The sequence below is a fragment of the Chryseobacterium sp. CBTAP 102 genome, assembly GCF_003201365.1.
Classification (GTDB): Bacteria; Bacteroidota; Bacteroidia; order Flavobacteriales; family Weeksellaceae; genus Chryseobacterium; species Chryseobacterium candidae.
Genome location: NZ_QICX01000001.1, coordinates 523,301 through 539,409 on the forward strand (window position 1 = coordinate 523,301; position 16,109 = coordinate 539,409).

Annotated in this window: 18 protein-coding genes; all 18 read right to left on the reverse strand. The window is 35.8% G+C overall.

What is annotated here, in order from left to right; genetic code table 11:
- Nucleotides 1–46: 46 nt before the first annotated feature.
- Nucleotides 47–994, reverse strand: a complete 948-nt coding sequence (locus C8D70_RS02390) for an electron transfer flavoprotein subunit alpha/FixB family protein (RefSeq protein WP_076594589.1) — start codon at nt 992–994, stop codon at nt 47–49.
- A 128-nt stretch (nt 995–1,122) separates the two neighbouring features.
- Nucleotides 1,123–1,869 carry an electron transfer flavoprotein subunit beta/FixA family protein gene (locus C8D70_RS02395; RefSeq protein WP_047429867.1) on the reverse strand — a complete coding sequence of 249 codons (747 nt, stop codon included), beginning with the start codon at nt 1,867–1,869 and terminating at the stop codon, nt 1,123–1,125.
- Between the two features lie 197 nt (nt 1,870–2,066).
- Entirely contained in the window at nt 2,067–2,774 is a 708-nt protein-coding gene (locus C8D70_RS02400) for an SDR family oxidoreductase (RefSeq protein WP_110366260.1), read from the reverse strand.
- 79 nt (nt 2,775–2,853) lie between these two features.
- On the reverse strand, nt 2,854–3,771 hold the full coding sequence (locus C8D70_RS02405) for a T9SS type A sorting domain-containing protein (protein WP_110366261.1): 918 nt from the start codon (nt 3,769–3,771) through the stop codon (nt 2,854–2,856).
- Between the two features lie 199 nt (nt 3,772–3,970).
- Nucleotides 3,971–5,350 (reverse strand): dipeptidase, encoded by a 1,380-nt coding sequence (locus C8D70_RS02410; protein ID WP_110366262.1) that lies wholly within the window; start codon nt 5,348–5,350, stop codon nt 3,971–3,973.
- A 156-nt stretch (nt 5,351–5,506) separates the two neighbouring features.
- Nucleotides 5,507–5,779, reverse strand: a complete 273-nt coding sequence (locus C8D70_RS02415) for a hypothetical protein (protein ID WP_076594584.1) — start codon at nt 5,777–5,779, stop codon at nt 5,507–5,509.
- A gap of 140 nt (nt 5,780–5,919) precedes the next feature.
- Nucleotides 5,920–7,065 carry a class I SAM-dependent methyltransferase gene (locus tag C8D70_RS02420; protein WP_228407960.1) on the reverse strand — a complete coding sequence of 382 codons (1,146 nt, stop codon included), beginning with the start codon at nt 7,063–7,065 and terminating at the stop codon, nt 5,920–5,922.
- A gap of 156 nt (nt 7,066–7,221) precedes the next feature.
- Nucleotides 7,222–7,530 (reverse strand): GxxExxY protein, encoded by a 309-nt coding sequence (locus C8D70_RS02425; RefSeq protein WP_317047788.1) that lies wholly within the window; start codon nt 7,528–7,530, stop codon nt 7,222–7,224.
- A 278-nt stretch (nt 7,531–7,808) separates the two neighbouring features.
- Complete coding sequence (locus C8D70_RS02430) at nt 7,809–8,972, reverse strand: methylmalonyl-CoA mutase family protein (protein ID WP_110366264.1); 1,164 nt, start codon at nt 8,970–8,972, stop codon at nt 7,809–7,811.
- A gap of 109 nt (nt 8,973–9,081) precedes the next feature.
- Complete coding sequence (locus tag C8D70_RS02435; protein ID WP_002979124.1) at nt 9,082–9,438, reverse strand: FtsB family cell division protein; 357 nt, start codon at nt 9,436–9,438, stop codon at nt 9,082–9,084.
- A gap of 4 nt (nt 9,439–9,442) precedes the next feature.
- Nucleotides 9,443–10,057, reverse strand: a complete 615-nt coding sequence (gene udk, locus C8D70_RS02440) for a uridine kinase (protein WP_002979122.1) — start codon at nt 10,055–10,057, stop codon at nt 9,443–9,445.
- Nucleotides 10,058–10,263: 206 nt separating this feature from the next.
- Entirely contained in the window at nt 10,264–10,569 is a 306-nt protein-coding gene (locus C8D70_RS02445; protein WP_110366265.1) for an ATP-dependent Clp protease adaptor ClpS, read from the reverse strand.
- Nucleotides 10,570–10,579: 10 nt separating this feature from the next.
- Nucleotides 10,580–11,938 carry a hemolysin family protein gene (locus C8D70_RS02450; protein ID WP_076594581.1) on the reverse strand — a complete coding sequence of 453 codons (1,359 nt, stop codon included), beginning with the start codon at nt 11,936–11,938 and terminating at the stop codon, nt 10,580–10,582.
- Between the two features lie 268 nt (nt 11,939–12,206).
- Nucleotides 12,207–13,070: an ATP synthase F1 subunit gamma gene (gene atpG, locus C8D70_RS02455; protein ID WP_076594580.1), complete on the reverse strand. Its 864-nt coding sequence runs from the start codon at nt 13,068–13,070 to the stop codon at nt 12,207–12,209.
- A gap of 76 nt (nt 13,071–13,146) precedes the next feature.
- Nucleotides 13,147–14,724: a F0F1 ATP synthase subunit alpha gene (gene atpA, locus C8D70_RS02460; protein WP_076594579.1), complete on the reverse strand. Its 1,578-nt coding sequence runs from the start codon at nt 14,722–14,724 to the stop codon at nt 13,147–13,149.
- Nucleotides 14,725–14,740: 16 nt separating this feature from the next.
- Entirely contained in the window at nt 14,741–15,280 is a 540-nt protein-coding gene (gene atpH, locus C8D70_RS02465; RefSeq protein ID WP_076594578.1) for an ATP synthase F1 subunit delta, read from the reverse strand.
- A gap of 2 nt (nt 15,281–15,282) precedes the next feature.
- Nucleotides 15,283–15,780 carry a F0F1 ATP synthase subunit B gene (locus tag C8D70_RS02470; RefSeq protein ID WP_110366266.1) on the reverse strand — a complete coding sequence of 166 codons (498 nt, stop codon included), beginning with the start codon at nt 15,778–15,780 and terminating at the stop codon, nt 15,283–15,285.
- Nucleotides 15,781–15,869: 89 nt separating this feature from the next.
- The gene (gene atpE, locus C8D70_RS02475) at nt 15,870–16,061 is read right to left on the reverse strand and encodes an ATP synthase F0 subunit C (protein ID WP_027384648.1); all 192 of its coding nucleotides are present in this window, start codon (nt 16,059–16,061) and stop codon (nt 15,870–15,872) included.
- Nucleotides 16,062–16,109: the final 48 nt, after the last annotated feature.

The window sequence follows — 16,109 nt, forward strand, 5'->3', positions numbered from 1 at the left end:
AAAATCGACGAGCAAAGCGAGAATTGACTATTCACAATTCACTTTCTTATCCTTTAATTGCTTTAATTTTCTCTGTTAGTGCAGGAATAATCTGGAAAGCATCTCCTACTACTCCGTAGTCAGCAGACTTGAAGAACGGCGCTTCAGGATCACTGTTAATTACTACGATAGTTTTTGAAGAGTTAACCCCTGCAAGGTGCTGAATCGCTCCTGAAATCCCTACAGCAATGTAAAGATTCGGAGAAATAGCTTTTCCTGTTTGTCCTACGTGTTCTGTGTGAGGTCTCCATCCGATATCAGAAACGGGCTTAGAACATGCTGTAGCTGCTCCTAAAACGTTTGCCAGATCTTCGATCATTCCCCAGTTTTCAGGTCCTTTCATTCCTCTACCTGCAGAAACAACAACTTCAGCTTCTTTAAGGTCTAATTTACCTGAGCTCTGCTCGTGAGAAATCACTTTAGTATCTTCATTAGCTACCGATAAGTTTCTTACTTCTTCAGAACCTGATACTGCATTTTCTTTAACACCGAAAGCGTTTTGAGAAACAGTAACGATTACTCCGTTCCCTTCTGCTTTTGCGTGCATGAAACCTTTTCCTGAGAATGCTCTTCTTTTTACCTGGAAAGGAGAAAGGCTTTCAGGAGCTTCCAATGCATTAGTAATTAAAGAATAGTTCTTCATTACCGCAAGCATAGGAGCAATGGAAGAAGCATCAGTAGTGTGAGGGAAAACAATGATATTTCCGTCTGCTACTTCACTTACAGCCTGTGCAAATGCTTTTGCTGAGAAATTTTTAAGACCTTCGTCTTTGATATTGATTACGTTTGATGCTCCATATTTGTATAATAAATCTGAAGAATCTGTTGGGTTTACAGAGATTGCCGTAACGGTATCTCCTGCTTTATCAGCGATAGCTTTAGCATAAGAAACTGCTTCGAAAGCTGCTTTTTTGTAAACTCCGTTTATATTTTCTGCGTATACGAATACTGCCATTTCTAATTTGTTTAAGGTTTAACGTTCAGGATTCAAGGTTATCCAATTCTGAATAGTAATGAAATTCAGATCATGTCTGATGACATCAAATTTTATCCTGAATCTTTTTACTTTTTACTTGATTCTTATTAAATTACTTTAGCTTCTTCGTGAAGTAATCTTACCAATTCATCAAGATTATCCGGAGAAACCATTTTCACAGCTGCTCTTGGCGGAACGCTGTCATAAGATACTCCCTGAACTTTTACTTCTGAAGAAGAAGGCTCTACCACCTGCAAAGGTTTTGTTCTTGCAGACATAATTCCTCTCATATTCGGGATGATAAGATCTTTCTCATCTACCAATCCTTTCTGGCCTGCAATAACTGCCGGTAATTTTACTGAAATAGTTTCTTTTCCTCCTTCAATTTCTCTTACTGCTGTAGCTTCACTTCCGTTTACGTCTAATCCTACTGAAGCATTTACGAAAGGCTGGTTTAATAACTGAGCTACCATTCCCGGAACAGAACCTCCGTTATAATCGATAGATTCTTTTCCGCAAAGGATAAGATCATATCCTCCGTTTTGTGCCACAGCTGCAATTTCTTTTGCTGTAGAATAGCTGTCTTTCGGATCAAGATTTACTCTTACCGCATCGTTAGCACCAATTGCCAAAGCTTTTCTGATTACAGGCTCTGTAGCAGCATCACCTACGTTGATTACTGTTACTGTTGCTCCCTGAGATTCCTGAAGTTTAACCGCCTTTGTCAACGCAAATTCGTCTAGAGGGTTGATTACCCACTGAATTCCGTTTTTGTCGAAAGCAGATTTATCTGCTGTAAAGTTAATTTTGGAAGTAGTATCCGGAACACTACTAATGCAAACTAATATTTTCATATGTTGTTCTTAATTTTTTTTATTGGTCATATGTAACCTTAGGGTTTCACGTGTACTATTTTATTTTCCTTTTAATGCATAAAATCATGACAATTTATGCAGAGATTTTGTTTGAATTAATTTTTGCTAATATAAATAAAAAATATATTATGCATGCATAATACTTATTAAATTATTATTCAATACATTAGATGTAGTTACTTAGCTGGTTTCGTTGCCCTAAACTCTATTTTACTTGGTAAAACTCTTGGATTCATCTTCAAAATATCCAGTACAAGATTCCCCATATCTTCAGGCTGAATCTTCCAACTGTCCTTTTCAGACGGAATATTTCCATTAAAATGGGTGGCCACAGATCCCGGCATGATCACTGTAGATTTAATATTGTATTTTCTTAAATCGATCATGGCAGCCTGTGTGAAACCTACCACTCCGAATTTGGAAGCATTGTATCCTGTTCCGTTTTCAAAGAAATTAGCGCCTGCAAGGCTGGAAATGGTAATATAATAACCTTCTGTCTTTTTTAACTCTTCCACTGAGGCTTTTAAAGTATAGAAAACACCTGTAAGATTGGTTTCTATCATATCATTCCATTCTTCTGCCGTAAGTTCATCTACAGGCTTAAAAATCCCCAATCCTGCATTGGCAATGATATAATCCAGTCTTCCGAATTTTTCAACGGCATATTTTACAGCTTCCTGTTCACTTTCCAGACTTCTTACATCAGAAACAATTCCCAATACATTCCCTGAATATTGCTTAAGTTCTTCTTCCGCCTTTATTACATCATCTCTTTTTCTTCCTGAAAATGCCACAGCAATACCGTTTTCAAGTAAATTTTTTGCAATCCCGAAACCTATTCCTTTGGTTCCTCCAGTTATATAAGCTGTTTTTTGATCTGACATATGATTGAAATTTTAATTCTCTAAAATAACAAAAACGCTCCAATTGGAGCGCTTCGCTGATCCTAAGATTTATCAGTAATTATTTTTTGATAAACTTCTCTGTAAAGTTTCTTCCTTCTGTTTCTACATTCAGCAAATAAGCTCCGGCAGCCAGTCTGCTAACATTTACCTGATCTCCGTTGAATGTTGCATCCACTCTCTTTCCAGACATATCATATACTTCAACATGTTTGATTTTGTTTGGAGTTGTGATTTTTACAATATCAGTAGCCGGATTCGGATAGATAGACAGTTTTATGTCATTTTTCACTGCGTCTTTTACAGACAATGCAGCTTCACTATTAATTTTGATATTATCGACATAAGCTGATCCTAATGAATTATTATGTACGAAACGAAGCTGGTTTATATTCAAGGAATTTGCTGCTGATCCTGTATAGATCAGTATGTTATTAAGGTAATACCGCACATCTGTGGCACTTCCAACTACTTTCAAGCGATACCAGGTATTTGGCAGCCAGGCTGAAGGTGTAGAAATAAGATTCTGTATACCAGATAACATATCGAGGACCTTTATCCATCCGGTCTTTCCAAAATCCAATCTTACAACAAACTCGTCATCAGTATTGTTTACTCCCTGAAAACCAAAATCTGAACCATTGAGCTGTGACATATTGATATCGAATGATACAGAAAAATTATTGTAGGCCAAAGGGGTTGAAAGGTTATAAAATCCCCCTATAACAGGGTCATTTTGAGTTCCATACGTATTTTCTTTCACGATTCTCAGGGAACGGTTTCCATCACTGGCTTTATCTGAATTGATGGTCTGATGGGTTACATTTTCCGGCACACCTCCCGTAGGAGTACTGATCCAGCCTGCCTGCCCGTTAATATCTCCAACGCTGAATCCCTCAATAGGTTCAAAGGATATGGTCTGTTGGGCAAAAACGCATAACGATGATAGCAAAAATGCAATTTGGTAGTATTTTTTCATATTAAATTAAGTTTTGTATTAAAAATATAAACTTTCAATGAATAGTGAAATAACTTATTGCAAATAAAAATTAACCCTTTTATTTTCAGTGAATTTAATTTTCAAAACCTTGAAAAAGGTTTGCCGGCATTTGATAAAAGAGCAAAAAAACAAGGTATTTCTTTGCAGAAACACCTTGCGATATCGTATTTTCGATTAATTATTTTGAATAATTCTCAAAGAACAATGGAATACTTTCAATCCCTTTATAGAAATTGAACAGCCCATAATGTTCATTTGGAGAGTGGATGGCATCAGAATCCAAGCCAAAGCCCATCAATACAGACTTAGCTACTAAAACCTGCTCAAACATGGCTGTAATCGGAATACTTCCTCCTCCTCTGTACGGAAGAACTTCTTTTCCAAATGCAGCTTCCATTGCCTGTTTTGCAGCAGCAAATTCTTTTGTATTGGTTGGTAAAACGTAAGGCATTCCTCCGTGGTGAGGTGTTACTTTTACTTTTACCGTATCCGGAGCGATCTTTTCGAAATATTTCGTGAATTTCTCTGTGATTTCCTGTGGAGTCTGGTAAGGAACCAAACGCATTGAAATTTTAGCAAAAGCTTTTGAAGGAATTACTGTTTTAGCGCCTTCTCCTGTATATCCTCCCCAGATTCCGTTGCAGTCTAAAGTAGGACGGATAGATGTTCTTTCTAAAGTAGTATAACCTTTTTCACCTTCGATATTGCTTAATCCGATTGATTTTTTAAATTCTTCCGGATTGTCCTTCAGTTTATTCATTTCAGCTCTCTCAGCATCTGAAACCGTTTCAACATTGTCGTAGAACCCATCAATGGTGATATGACCGTTTTCATCGATCAGATTAGCAATCATTCTGGAAAGAACATGAATAGGATTCGGAACAGCTCCGCCATAAAGGCCTGAGTGTAAGTCTCTGTTTGGCCCTTCCACTTCTACTTCTACATAGCTTAAACCTCTTAAACCTGTTGTTACAGTTGGTTGTTCGTTGCTGTAGATATGTGTATCGGAAATTAAGATACAGTCACACGCTAATTTTTCTTTATTTTCATTTACCCAGTCGCCTAAGCTTACAGAACCTACTTCTTCTTCTCCTTCTAAGATAAATTTAACATTGCAAGGAAGAGCATTGGTCTTCATCATGGCTTCAAAGGCTTTCAAATGCATGAAGAACTGTCCTTTGTCATCAGCAGAACCTCTGGCAAAAATGGCTCCTTCAGGATGTAATTCAGTTTTCTCAATATAAGGCTCGAATGGCGGCTTTGTCCATAATTCCAACGGATCTGCCGGCTGAACGTCATAGTGCCCATATACCAATACTGTAGGTAAGCTTTTATCTAAAATTTTCTCCCCGAAAACAATTGGATACCCTTTTGTCTGGCACACTTCCACATTATCAGCTCCAGCATTTTTAAGGTGTGCTGCCACTACCTCTGCACATTTCAAAACGTCATCTTTATACGCCGGATCTGCAGAAATAGAAGGGATTCTCAATAACTCAAATAATTCATCCACGAAACGCTGTTTGTTTTCGTTGATGTAACTTAATGTCTCTTGCATTGTAAAAATTTATTTTGTTAAAATTAAAAAAAATGCCCGGCAGGGACAAACAAAAAGAAAGGATTTTCCCAATCTTGTACTAATGAACCTTATAGCCTTCTTTTTAATAAAAAATGCCCTGCAGAAACAGGGCAATTATATATTTTGTACTTCTAATTAGTGTTCAGCTTTTGGAGCTTTATCAGCTTCAGCAGGTTTTACTGCAGCAGTACTGTCTGTTTTTGGAGCAGCAGCTTCTGGTTTTGCATGAGCCTCTTCTTTGTGCTCTGCAGCTCCGGCTTCATGTCCGTGAGCTTCTCCCTGAGGAGCGTCAGAATATCTTTCTACTCCTTCTTCAAGTTTCAAAGTAGCTTTGTTTCCTCCTTGCGGAACTTTTTTACAGCTTACCGCTACCGTTGCAATCGCTAAACATATAACTAATTTTTTCATATGTAAAATTATTTTTTTTAAAAGGTAATATGAAACCGTGCTATTTTCAATCTATTCTGACCGTCCAAACAGCAAGCGATTACATGCTTCAATTTTTGATTGCCCAAAAGTAAGAAATCCTGCTTTTTTCGGCAACATTTTTATACTGATTTTAATATTATTTTCCCTTTTTTGGATTGGGTAAAAATAAGATACTGATCTCCTCCGTCTTTTAAACCGTATTTCTTTTTGATTTCTTCAGGTTTCAAAGGGTAGTTTTTTGCAATAATATTAAACTGCCCTTTCTTTTTAATACTTTTAGAATCAACAGATTCCATTTCAAAAGTTCTGCCGGGAAAGTTCTCAATTTTTTCACTGGAAGTATAAAGATGGCTGTTAGGATGAAGCTTTTTCAGGGCAAATTTCTGAGAAATCAAATTAAAGACTCCCGCCTTCAAAATGGAATGATTGGGAATATAAATATAGTTTTCCGGTTCAGAATATTCCGATTCCGCAGTTTCTTCTTCCCCAAATGTAAAGCTAAAAACAGGCTCACTGCTGTCCAGGTTCACACAATTACAAATGATCTTGTCCGCATTTTCGCTGGAAAGCAATACAACTACTTCTTTCACATCATTTTTAAGGGCAATAACATCAATCCTTGAAATACCCGGAAGTACTGAAACAAGATATTTAAGATCAATAAGCGGGGAAAGTTTAATAATTACCTGGCTGGAAACAGAGAGGAGCTTTTCGTGAATTTCCAGAATATCAGGAGACAGATCTTCCAAAAGAAAAACTTTGTTTTTTTGTTTGTCTCTTCTGGCCGGATCAAGATAAATGACATCAAAGTGTTCCTCATTACTGCTCAAAAAATCTTCAAGTGTAAGATTGATGAATTTCGCCTTACGACCTAAAATACACCAGTTATTTTCAACAATATTTAAAAGCTCAGTATTTTGTTCTACTAAAGTGATATCGTCAAAATTTTGAGACAGATAAAAGGCATCAATCCCGAAACCGCTTGTTAGATCAATGAATTTATTTCCTTTCAGCATTTCAGATTTATAAAGAGCTGTCTTTTCTGAAGATGACTGTTCCAGATTAAGCTGTGGCGGGAAAAGAATTCCTTCTTTTAAAAGAAATGGAAATTTTCTTTCTGCAACCTGTTTTCCTTTGATCTGCTGCACAATTTCATGCATGGAAACCTCCGAAAATGGTGATTTTTTTAATAATAATGAGTGCAGATCTGTTGTTAGATTTGCATTGATATAGTTTTGAACGTCTTTGTTTAGTAATTTAACCACAGATTTTCACAGAATTACACAGATGATTATGTTTTATATTTTAAAGGATACCAAATAAATTATGTGCAATCATCTGAGGAAATCCATGTAATCTGTGGTGCAATTAAAGTATCCTACAGTTTTCATAAACTTTCGAAGATGATTATTCTTTATTTTTTAGTCTAACTTTCCATTTATCTTTCTAAAAATACTTTTATCAATATAGTCTGTATTAAAGTTAACTAAAATCCCTAATTTCAAATTTGTTAGTTTTAAATATGTTAATAATTTCTGATGGTGGATATTTGATATTTCAGAAACTGCCTTAAATTCTATGATTACTTTATCTTCAACAATTATATCTGTTATAAAACCTGAATCAATAAATACATCTTTAAATTTAATATTCATTGAAACTTGGGTCTGTACTCTTAAACCATTATTTTCCAGTTCATAAGCTAAGGCTTTTTCATAAACTTTCTCCAAAAGACCTGGACCTGGTTCGTTGTAAACAGAAAATATAGATTTTCTGATGTAAAATTTATCTCATTTTCTTTCATTCCATTGTATTTGTATCAAAAGTACAATATTATGAGATACTCTATAGTTTCTTAATTTAACCAAAATTCAAATAGAACTTATATTTCAACTTTAACTGGTTTTAATTTTATATAATTGTTCATATTTAAACTTTTGATAAAAAAAATTCACAGAATATTATGAATAATCATCTGTGAAAATCTGTATAATCTGTGGTTAAAATATTATTCAAACATTTCAGCCCAACGAACGGCTTTTATTTCTTTTTCGCTGTAAAGATCTGCAATAGACTTTTTAACGTCTAATTTAGGGTACATATTCACTCCTATCAGCTTTATTTTCCCTTCTTCAATCCATTGCTGCTCTTCAATGGCATGATCGTAGATCTTTTTCTGAATAACTCCCTGTTTCAACAGTTCGAGATATCCACCAGCCTCTTCTATTTCAACAAATAAAGCCCATGCTTTTTCTGCAAACTGCTGGGTAATATCTTCCACATAATAACTTCCGTTAGAAGCATCTTCAAATACGTTGATAATACTTTCGTAAGCCAGAACAATCTGTTGTTTGAAAGAGATTTCTTCCGAGTTATCCGTACTTTTGTCTACAAGATAATTGTTAGAAAAAACAGCATCTGCTCCACCGATCATTGCAGAAGCAAGTTCCAGGGTAGAACGGATCAGGTTGTTTTCATTATCAGAAACGGCCTTATTTCGAAGGGAAGTCTCTGCAAATATATAAGGGACTTCATCCAGACCGTATTCTTTTGAGAGTTGGTTAAAAACGATCTTAAAAGCTCTCAGTTTAGCCATCTCAAAGAAATAACTTCCTCCTACTGCTATCCTGAATATAAGTTTATTTAAAATTTCGGATCCATAAACTTCTACTAACTCCTTAGCTTTTGCAAGGGCAATTCCAAGCTGTTGACAGATGGCTGCTCCGGCATTCTGGTGGAATGATATGTCTACACAGATATTTCTTTTAAAATCTTTTGAAAGTAATTCTCTTACCAGTTGATCATCTATGCTTCCTTCTTTTTCATTAAAAACATCGATCAGTGAAAAATACTGATCTTCTTCTTTAGGACTGATGTGTCCTGCCAGATCTTTATTATTAACAAAAAGAGTTTTTTGATCCAGATTTTCTACATTCTGATCCAGCATAAATGCAAATACTTCTTCTTCCAGACTTTCATGATATCTAGCTACCAGATGAGTGCTTTCTTCAACCCTTGGCAGGTTTACCAAAGGTTTCTGAACCTCTGTGTAAAAAGGCTTCACCTCTATTCCTTCCAGATTCTGTTTCTCTAAAACAGGGTAAATATCCTCTGTTTTAAGCTGTTTTTTGACTAGATTTTCCCAGTTTGAAAGTATATCTGTATTTGACATTAGTTTTTTATTATTTGTGAATTATCAATAGTGAATTTTGCTTCGTAACTGAATTTTTTTTTAAACTAAAAATCCATTTCATCATTAATATAATTCTATTCAACTTTTATTATTTTTTAGCCACTTTTGTGCTGTCTACCACCAGAATGAAGATCTCTTCATTCGGTTTTTTCATAAAATAATTTTCTCTTGCGTATTTTTCTTTTTCTGACTTGTTGTTCATCAGTTTTTTATAAAAAGCATCGTTTTTCTCGTATTCTTTTTTATAATAATCCAATTGCTCTTCATATTTATGAATCTCACCATTGAGTTCATTAATAACAAGAAATGAAGTTTTATCAAAAAAAATCATCCATACCAAAAACAGACAGATCGTAATGGTATACTTGTTCAAAACATATTTCTGGATAAGTTTGAATGTTTCAGATTTCGGCTGAATGTCTTTGATAAGGTTGTTTTCTTCCATTTTTTTAATGTTTTTTCAACGAGTTTTTAATAACAGTAGTTAAAAAATCAATGGCTACGGAATTTTGTTTCATATTGGGGATAATAAGATCGGCCTCATTTTTAGACGGCTCTATGAATTCCTGATGCATTGGTTTCAATGTGGTCTGATAACGGTGTAATACCTCGCTCAGATCTCTTCCTCTTTCCTGAGTATCTCTTCTGATCCTCCTGATTAATCTTTCATCAGAATCAGCATGAACAAATACCTTCAGATCAAATTCTTTCAGTAATTCTTTGTTGGTAAGAACAAGAATTCCTTCTACTACCAGTACGTTTTTAGGTTCTACAGTGACATGATCTCCTGTTCTGGAATGGGTAACAAAGCTGTAAATCGGCTGCTCAATCGGCTCATTATTTTTTAAAGCTTTTACGTGTTTTATCAGTAAGTCAAAGTCTATTGATTTTGGATGGTCGTAGTTCAGAGCTTCTCTTTCCGTCAATGTAAGACCTTGGTTGTCGTGATAATAATTATCCTGAGAGAGGATATTCATTCCCTCAATATCAAGCTGCTGAAGTATCTTATCAACAACTGTAGTTTTGCCGGATCCTGTACCACCGGCAATTCCTATTACAAGCATTGTTTTTTTGTTTCTTTATAGTTGGTACAAATATACTATTTTAGATAAAATATGACAATGTAAGAGTATTGAGAAATTAAAAGATTAAAGCATTTAAAAATTGAAAGATTGGCCGGAAGTCTTTCAGTCTTTGTGATTCGTTGCTATTCCTCTGCTTTCTGCTCAGGATTCCATAAAAAAATCCGACAAACTGCCGGATTTGTATTTTATACGATTTCGCTTGTTAATTCGCGCGAAATTAATTTTTCATGCATAGGCTTCAAAACATCCATTGATCCTGTTTTTACGGTGCATTTGCCTTTGTAGTGAACCAGCATGGTACACTGCTCAGCCTGTTCCAACGTATGCTTGCATATTTCGATCAGGCAGTCTATTACGTAATCAAATGTATGAATATCATCGTTATGCAGTACCAGTTTATAAACTTCATCTGTATCATCTAAGACGAGAACTTCTTCCTCGTACTGACGTTTTGGGTTTTCGTAGTCTTTTATGCTGTTATAAAAACTCATTCTTATTCTTTTAAACTTCTCCAATTTTATCTGCTAAATGGTCAATAGCATTGGGTTCCTGATATACCAGCTCCACAAGTTCCACACTTTTATTATTCATTTTCAGGATCTTGAAGTGATAATTTTCAAGATCAAACTCCTGGTTTTCTTCCGGAATTTCTTCCAGTTCATGAAGAATAAATCCGGCCAATGAATTGTATTCGCTTTCTTCGGAAAGAGGAAGCCTTTTGGGTAAAAACTCGTTGATTTCGTCCAAAGGCTGTGTAGCCTGCACCCAATAAGTATTATCCGCTATTTTATCAACTATTTTTTCTTCGTCATCTTCTTCATCCTGAATTTCTCCCACCAGTTCCTCAAGAATATCTTCTAGTGTGATAATTCCTTCAGTTCCTCCAAACTCATCAATAACGATGGCAATATGCTGTTTTTTAAGCTGGAACGTTTTCAATAAGTCTGAAACTTTCTTACTTTCTACCACGAAGAATGCATCACGCATTAAATCTTTAAGGTCTTCATGGTCAAGATCTCCTTTTCTCTTCACAAATTCTCTTATAATTTCCTTTGTGTAGAAAATTCCAATAATATTGTCAATAGAATCGATATATACAGGAATACGGGAATATCCACTATCCATGATCTTATTGATAATGTCATTGACATCTTCTTCAAAGTCTATGGAAGTAATATTCTGTCTTGGAACCATGATCTGCTTGGCGGAATGATCTGTAAAATCAAATGCATTTTTAATAATTTCGTAGTTCTCTTCTTCAATCTCACCGCTGTCTGCACTTTGTTTCACCAAAAGCTGAAGTTCTTCCGTAGAGTGAATTTCCTGTTCGGAAGCGGGATGAATTTTTACAAGTCTTAAGAAACCATTTGACATGGAGTTCATCAACCAGATAAACGGTTTAAAGATCGTATAGAAAACTCTTAACGGAACCGCTGTTGCCATTGTAGTTGCTTCAGATTTTCTGATGGCTATTGATTTTGGAATAAGCTCACCAAACACAATGTGCATGATGGTAATCAATACAAAACTTGTCACTACCGAAATTGTAGTAATGGTTGTCTGAGTCAGATTAATGCTCAAAGACGTGAAAATATTTTCAACAATATGGTGCAGGGCACTTTCTCCTACCCAACCAAGGGCAAGGGATGCCAATGTAATTCCTAATTGTGTAGCGGAAAGATATTCATCAAGATGCTTGATGATATGTTCTGCCTGCTTAGCCATAGAGTTTCCTTCTGCAGCTTTTAACTGAATTTGTGAGTAACGAACTTTAACAATTGAAAATTCTGCGGCTACGAAAAAGCCATTGAGTAAAACAAGAAATAAGGCCAGCAAAAGCCTGACTATGTCCGAGTCCATTTAGAGATTATATAAATTTTATTAACTACAAAGATATGCAAAATAAAAATAACCTGAATCCGGGATAGATTATTTCCATGAAGTAATTTTCGGAAGAAAATATGACACGATATAATACCTCAGTTTTTAAATAAAAAAAACAATCGGACTAATTTCCTGTTTTATGATAAAAACTCGATTTTTGAATAATAAATGACGGTTTCAGTCAATTATAAACAAAAAAACACCGATAATTTCGGTGCTTTCATTTGTATAGTAAAATAATTCCTTATGAATTTTTCAAAGCTTCTGCTCCGGAAACAATTTCCAAAATTTCGTTGGTAATTGCAGCCTGTCTTGCTTTGTTGTAGAAGATCACAAGATCATTCTTTAAAGCCTGAGCGTTATCTGTTGCTTTGTGCATTGCAGTCATTCTCGCTCCGTGCTCAGACGCTACTGAATCTAAAATCGCTTTGAAAACCTGAGTTTTGATAGACTTTGGAATCAAATTATCCAGAATCTCAGCTCTGTTAGGTTCAAAGATGTAATCTGTTTCAACCTGTGGCTCAGTATTTTCCGGCATTGAGATGGGAAGAAGCTGTTCTGTAGTTACTTCCTGAGTAGCAGCATTAACGAATTTGTTATAGATAACATAAACTTCGTCAAATTTACCTTCTCTGAAGCTTGCCATTACCCCTTCAGTGATATGAGCAACTGCATCAAAGTTCAGGTTATCATACACAGAACTTCCATTAGTATATACCGTACGGCTTTTTCTTACTGCATCATATACTTTTTTACCTACAGGAAGAACTTCAACCTCGTACTGAGCGTTGTTCTGGAACTGAAGGTTAAGCTCTTTTACGATAGAAGAGTTAAAAGCTCCCGCAAGACCTCTGTTTGAAGTAACAGCGATGAATAGTACTCTTTTAACCTCTCTTTTCTGAGCATATACAGAAATCTGATCAGGATCAGAGCTAGAATTTACATTCTGGATAAGCTCCTGTAATTTTTCAGAATAAGGTCTTAACATTACGATTGCATCCTGTGCTTTTTTAAGTTTCGCTGCGGAAACCATCTTCATAGCACGTGTAATCTGCATCGTAGATGAAATTGACGTAATTCTGCCTCGTATTTCTTTTAAGTTTGCCATTAATTTGGGTTCAAAGTTTAAGGTCTAAAGTTTAAGGTCTAAAACACTATATTTCAAACCTTAAACATTGAATTTTTTAGTTGTATTTAGAAGCTAAATCGTTAGCTGCCTGCTTAAGAACACCTGTAATATCGTTATCGATTTTTCCAGCCTTGATAGCAGCCATTGTATCTGGGTGCTTAGATCTCAGGAACTCGATGTATTCGTGTTGGAATTCTTTAATCTTGTTCAATGGAACGTTTCTCATTAAGTTTTCTGTTCCGGCATATACGATCGCTACCTGACTTTCTACAGGAAGTGGTGCATTTACCGGCTGCTTAAGGATCTCTACGTTTCTTTCTCCTTTAGAGATTACTGCTAACGTAGAAGCATCAAGGTCCGAACCGAATTTAGCAAACGCTTCAAGTTCTTTATATTGAGCCTGGTCAAGTTTCAATGTACCAGATACTTTTTTCATTGATTTGATCTGTGCATTACCTCCTACCCTTGATACAGAGATACCTACGTTGATTGCAGGACGAACCCCTGAGTTGAATAGATCAGACTCCAGGAAGATCTGTCCGTCTGTAATAGAGATTACGTTTGTAGGGATGTATGCAGAAACGTCACCAGCCTGAGTTTCGATAATCGGAAGGGCTGTTAATGAACCACCACCTTTTACAATTGGTTTAAGAGACTCCGGCAAATCGTTCATCTGCTTGGCAATGTTATCATCAGCGATTACTTTTGCCGCTCTTTCCAATAGTCTTGAGTGAAGGTAGAAAACGTCTCCAGGGTAAGCTTCACGGCCCGGTGGTCTTCTCAATAGTAGAGAAAGCTCACGGTAAGCAACAGCTTGTTTAGATAAATCATCATAAACGATAAGTGCTGGTCTACCTGTGTCTCTGAAGAACTCACCGATAGAAGCTCCTGCCATTGCAGAATATACCTGCATTGGAACCGGATCTGATGCGTTAGCTGCAACGATTACCGTATAAGCTAAAGCTCCTTTATCAGAAAGAGTTTTAACGATTTGTGCTACAGTAGAAGCTTTCTGACCGATAGCAACATATATACAATATACTGGCTTACCAGCATCAAAGAATTCTTTTTGGTTGATGATCGTATCGATAGCAACAGTAGTTTTACCTGTTTGTCTGTCACCAATGATAAGCTCTCTCTGACCTCTTCCTACAGGGATCATCGCATCAATTGCAACGATACCAGTCTGTAAAGGCTCAGTTACCGGCTGTCTGAAGATTACTCCAGGAGCCTTTCTTTCCAATGGCATTTCGTATAAATCCCCAGTAATAGGACCTTTACCATCGATTGGGTTACCAAGAGTATCTACTACTCTTCCTAACATACCTTCTCCTACTTTGATAGAAGAGATTCTGTTTGTTCTTCTTACTGTATCACCTTCTTTTACTAATTTACTTTCACCAAGTAGAGCAACCCCCACGTTGTCTTCTTCAAGGTTAAGTACAATACCTTCTACATCACTAGAAAATTTCACCAACTCTCCGTATTGTACGTTTTCTAACCCGTATACACGAGCAATACCATCACCGATGGTTAAAACTGTACCTACTTCCTCAACGTTGGATTGAGTATCGAAGTTGGCCAATTGCTGTTTTAAGATCGCAGATACTTCTGCCGGATTTATTTCTGCCATTGTATGGTTGTTTTTCTTAATTTAATTGGAAATCTTTTTTAACTTGGTTCAGTTTTGTCTTCACAGACGCATCTACCTGCTGGTCACCTACTCTCAGAACATATCCTCCAAGAATTTCAGGCTTCACATTTACTTTCAGATCAAAGTTTGAATCAGCATTTACAAGATGGGTAGATCTTAAAATCTGGTCAAGGTTTTCTTTTGAAAGCGGAGTTGCTGTTGTAAGTGTTACTCTCTGTACACCACTAAGGTCTTCTACTTTGTTGATGAATTCCTGAGCGATATTTTTCAATTGGTTTTCACGACCGTGCTTAATTACCAATCTGATCAGGTTCTGAGAAGAAACAGATAAACCTTTGAAAATTTCGTTTGCTACTTCTATTTTCTTTTTAGAATCAATATAAGGAGTCATGAAAAATTTATTTAAGTCCACAGACTCTTTCATGATCTTTACTACATCTTTCATTTCAGAAAATACAGTAGCTGTCTGACCTGACTCGTTTGTGAAATCAAGTAAACCTTGTGCGTATCTTTTAGCTACTTTAGATGTAAGCATTCTTAGTTAAGGTTTGATTTGTTTAAATAATTTTGAACTAATTCGTTTTGAGCTTCACTGTTGTCCAGCTTTTGCTTCAGGATAGACTCAGCAATGTTTACAGATAAAGTACCAATTTGAGTTTTGATGTCTGCCATAGCAGCATTTTTCTCAGCATTGATAGTCTGTTTAGCAGCTTCGATCATTTTGTCTCCTTCAGCTTTAGCAGCATCTTTAGCTTCTCCTACGATTCTGTCTTTAATTTCTCTGGCTTCTTTAAGGATAGCATCTCTTTCGATTTTAGCTTCACGAATGATTCTTTCGTTATCCTCTTTTAAAGTTTCCATTTCTTTTCTAGCTAATTTAGCTTGATTAAGAGCGTCAACAATAGATGTTTCTCTGTCGTCGATTGACTTTAAAATAGGCTTCCAAGCGAATTTACCTAACAAAAATAATAATGCTAGAAAAATAACAGACTGGATAATAAATAGTCCTGATGAAAACTGATGAATTAATTCCATTATATAAATGTATAAATAATTATTACTTTTTTTTTAAAATTAACATTGCTGCAGCCAACCGCTGCAACAATGTTTTTGTTTTGTTTGGCTTATGATGCGAATAACGCAGCAAATGCAACACCTTCAACTAGTGCAGCTGCAATAAGCATAGCAGTTTGGATTTTTCCAGATTGCTCAGGCTGTCTAGCGATAGCTTCAAGAGCAGCAGCTCCGATTTTACCAAGACCGATACCTACACCTAGTACGATAAGACCTGCACCAATAATTCTAGGGATTTCCATAATATATAATTTTAAAAAATTGTTTTAATATTTGTTTAATTTCTCTTT

Coding starts and splice junctions, on each gene's coding strand:
- C8D70_RS02390 (WP_076594589.1), bottom strand. CDS start 994: ATGGCAGTATTCGTATACGCAGAAAATATAAACGGAGTTTACAAAAAA.
- C8D70_RS02395 (WP_047429867.1), bottom strand. CDS start 1,869: ATGAAAATATTAGTTTGCATTAGTAGTGTTCCGGATACTACTTCCAAA.
- C8D70_RS02400 (WP_110366260.1), bottom strand. CDS start 2,774: ATGTCAGATCAAAAAACAGCTTATATAACTGGAGGAACCAAAGGAATA.
- C8D70_RS02405 (WP_110366261.1), bottom strand. CDS start 3,771: ATGAAAAAATACTACCAAATTGCATTTTTGCTATCATCGTTATGCGTT.
- C8D70_RS02410 (WP_110366262.1), bottom strand. CDS start 5,350: ATGCAAGAGACATTAAGTTACATCAACGAAAACAAACAGCGTTTCGTG.
- C8D70_RS02415 (WP_076594584.1), bottom strand. CDS start 5,779: ATGAAAAAATTAGTTATATGTTTAGCGATTGCAACGGTAGCGGTAAGC.
- C8D70_RS02430 (WP_110366264.1), bottom strand. CDS start 8,972: ATGTCAAATACAGATATACTTTCAAACTGGGAAAATCTAGTCAAAAAA.
- C8D70_RS02435 (WP_002979124.1), bottom strand. CDS start 9,438: ATGGAAGAAAACAACCTTATCAAAGACATTCAGCCGAAATCTGAAACA.
- udk (WP_002979122.1), bottom strand. CDS start 10,057: ATGCTTGTAATAGGAATTGCCGGTGGTACAGGATCCGGCAAAACTACA.
- C8D70_RS02445 (WP_110366265.1), bottom strand. CDS start 10,569: ATGAGTTTTTATAACAGCATAAAAGACTACGAAAACCCAAAACGTCAG.
- C8D70_RS02450 (WP_076594581.1), bottom strand. CDS start 11,938: ATGGACTCGGACATAGTCAGGCTTTTGCTGGCCTTATTTCTTGTTTTA.
- atpG (WP_076594580.1), bottom strand. CDS start 13,070: ATGGCAAACTTAAAAGAAATACGAGGCAGAATTACGTCAATTTCATCT.
- atpA (WP_076594579.1), bottom strand. CDS start 14,724: ATGGCAGAAATAAATCCGGCAGAAGTATCTGCGATCTTAAAACAGCAA.
- atpH (WP_076594578.1), bottom strand. CDS start 15,280: ATGCTTACATCTAAAGTAGCTAAAAGATACGCACAAGGTTTACTTGAT.
- C8D70_RS02470 (WP_110366266.1), bottom strand. CDS start 15,780: ATGGAATTAATTCATCAGTTTTCATCAGGACTATTTATTATCCAGTCT.
- atpE (WP_027384648.1), bottom strand. CDS start 16,061: ATGGAAATCCCTAGAATTATTGGTGCAGGTCTTATCGTACTAGGTGTA.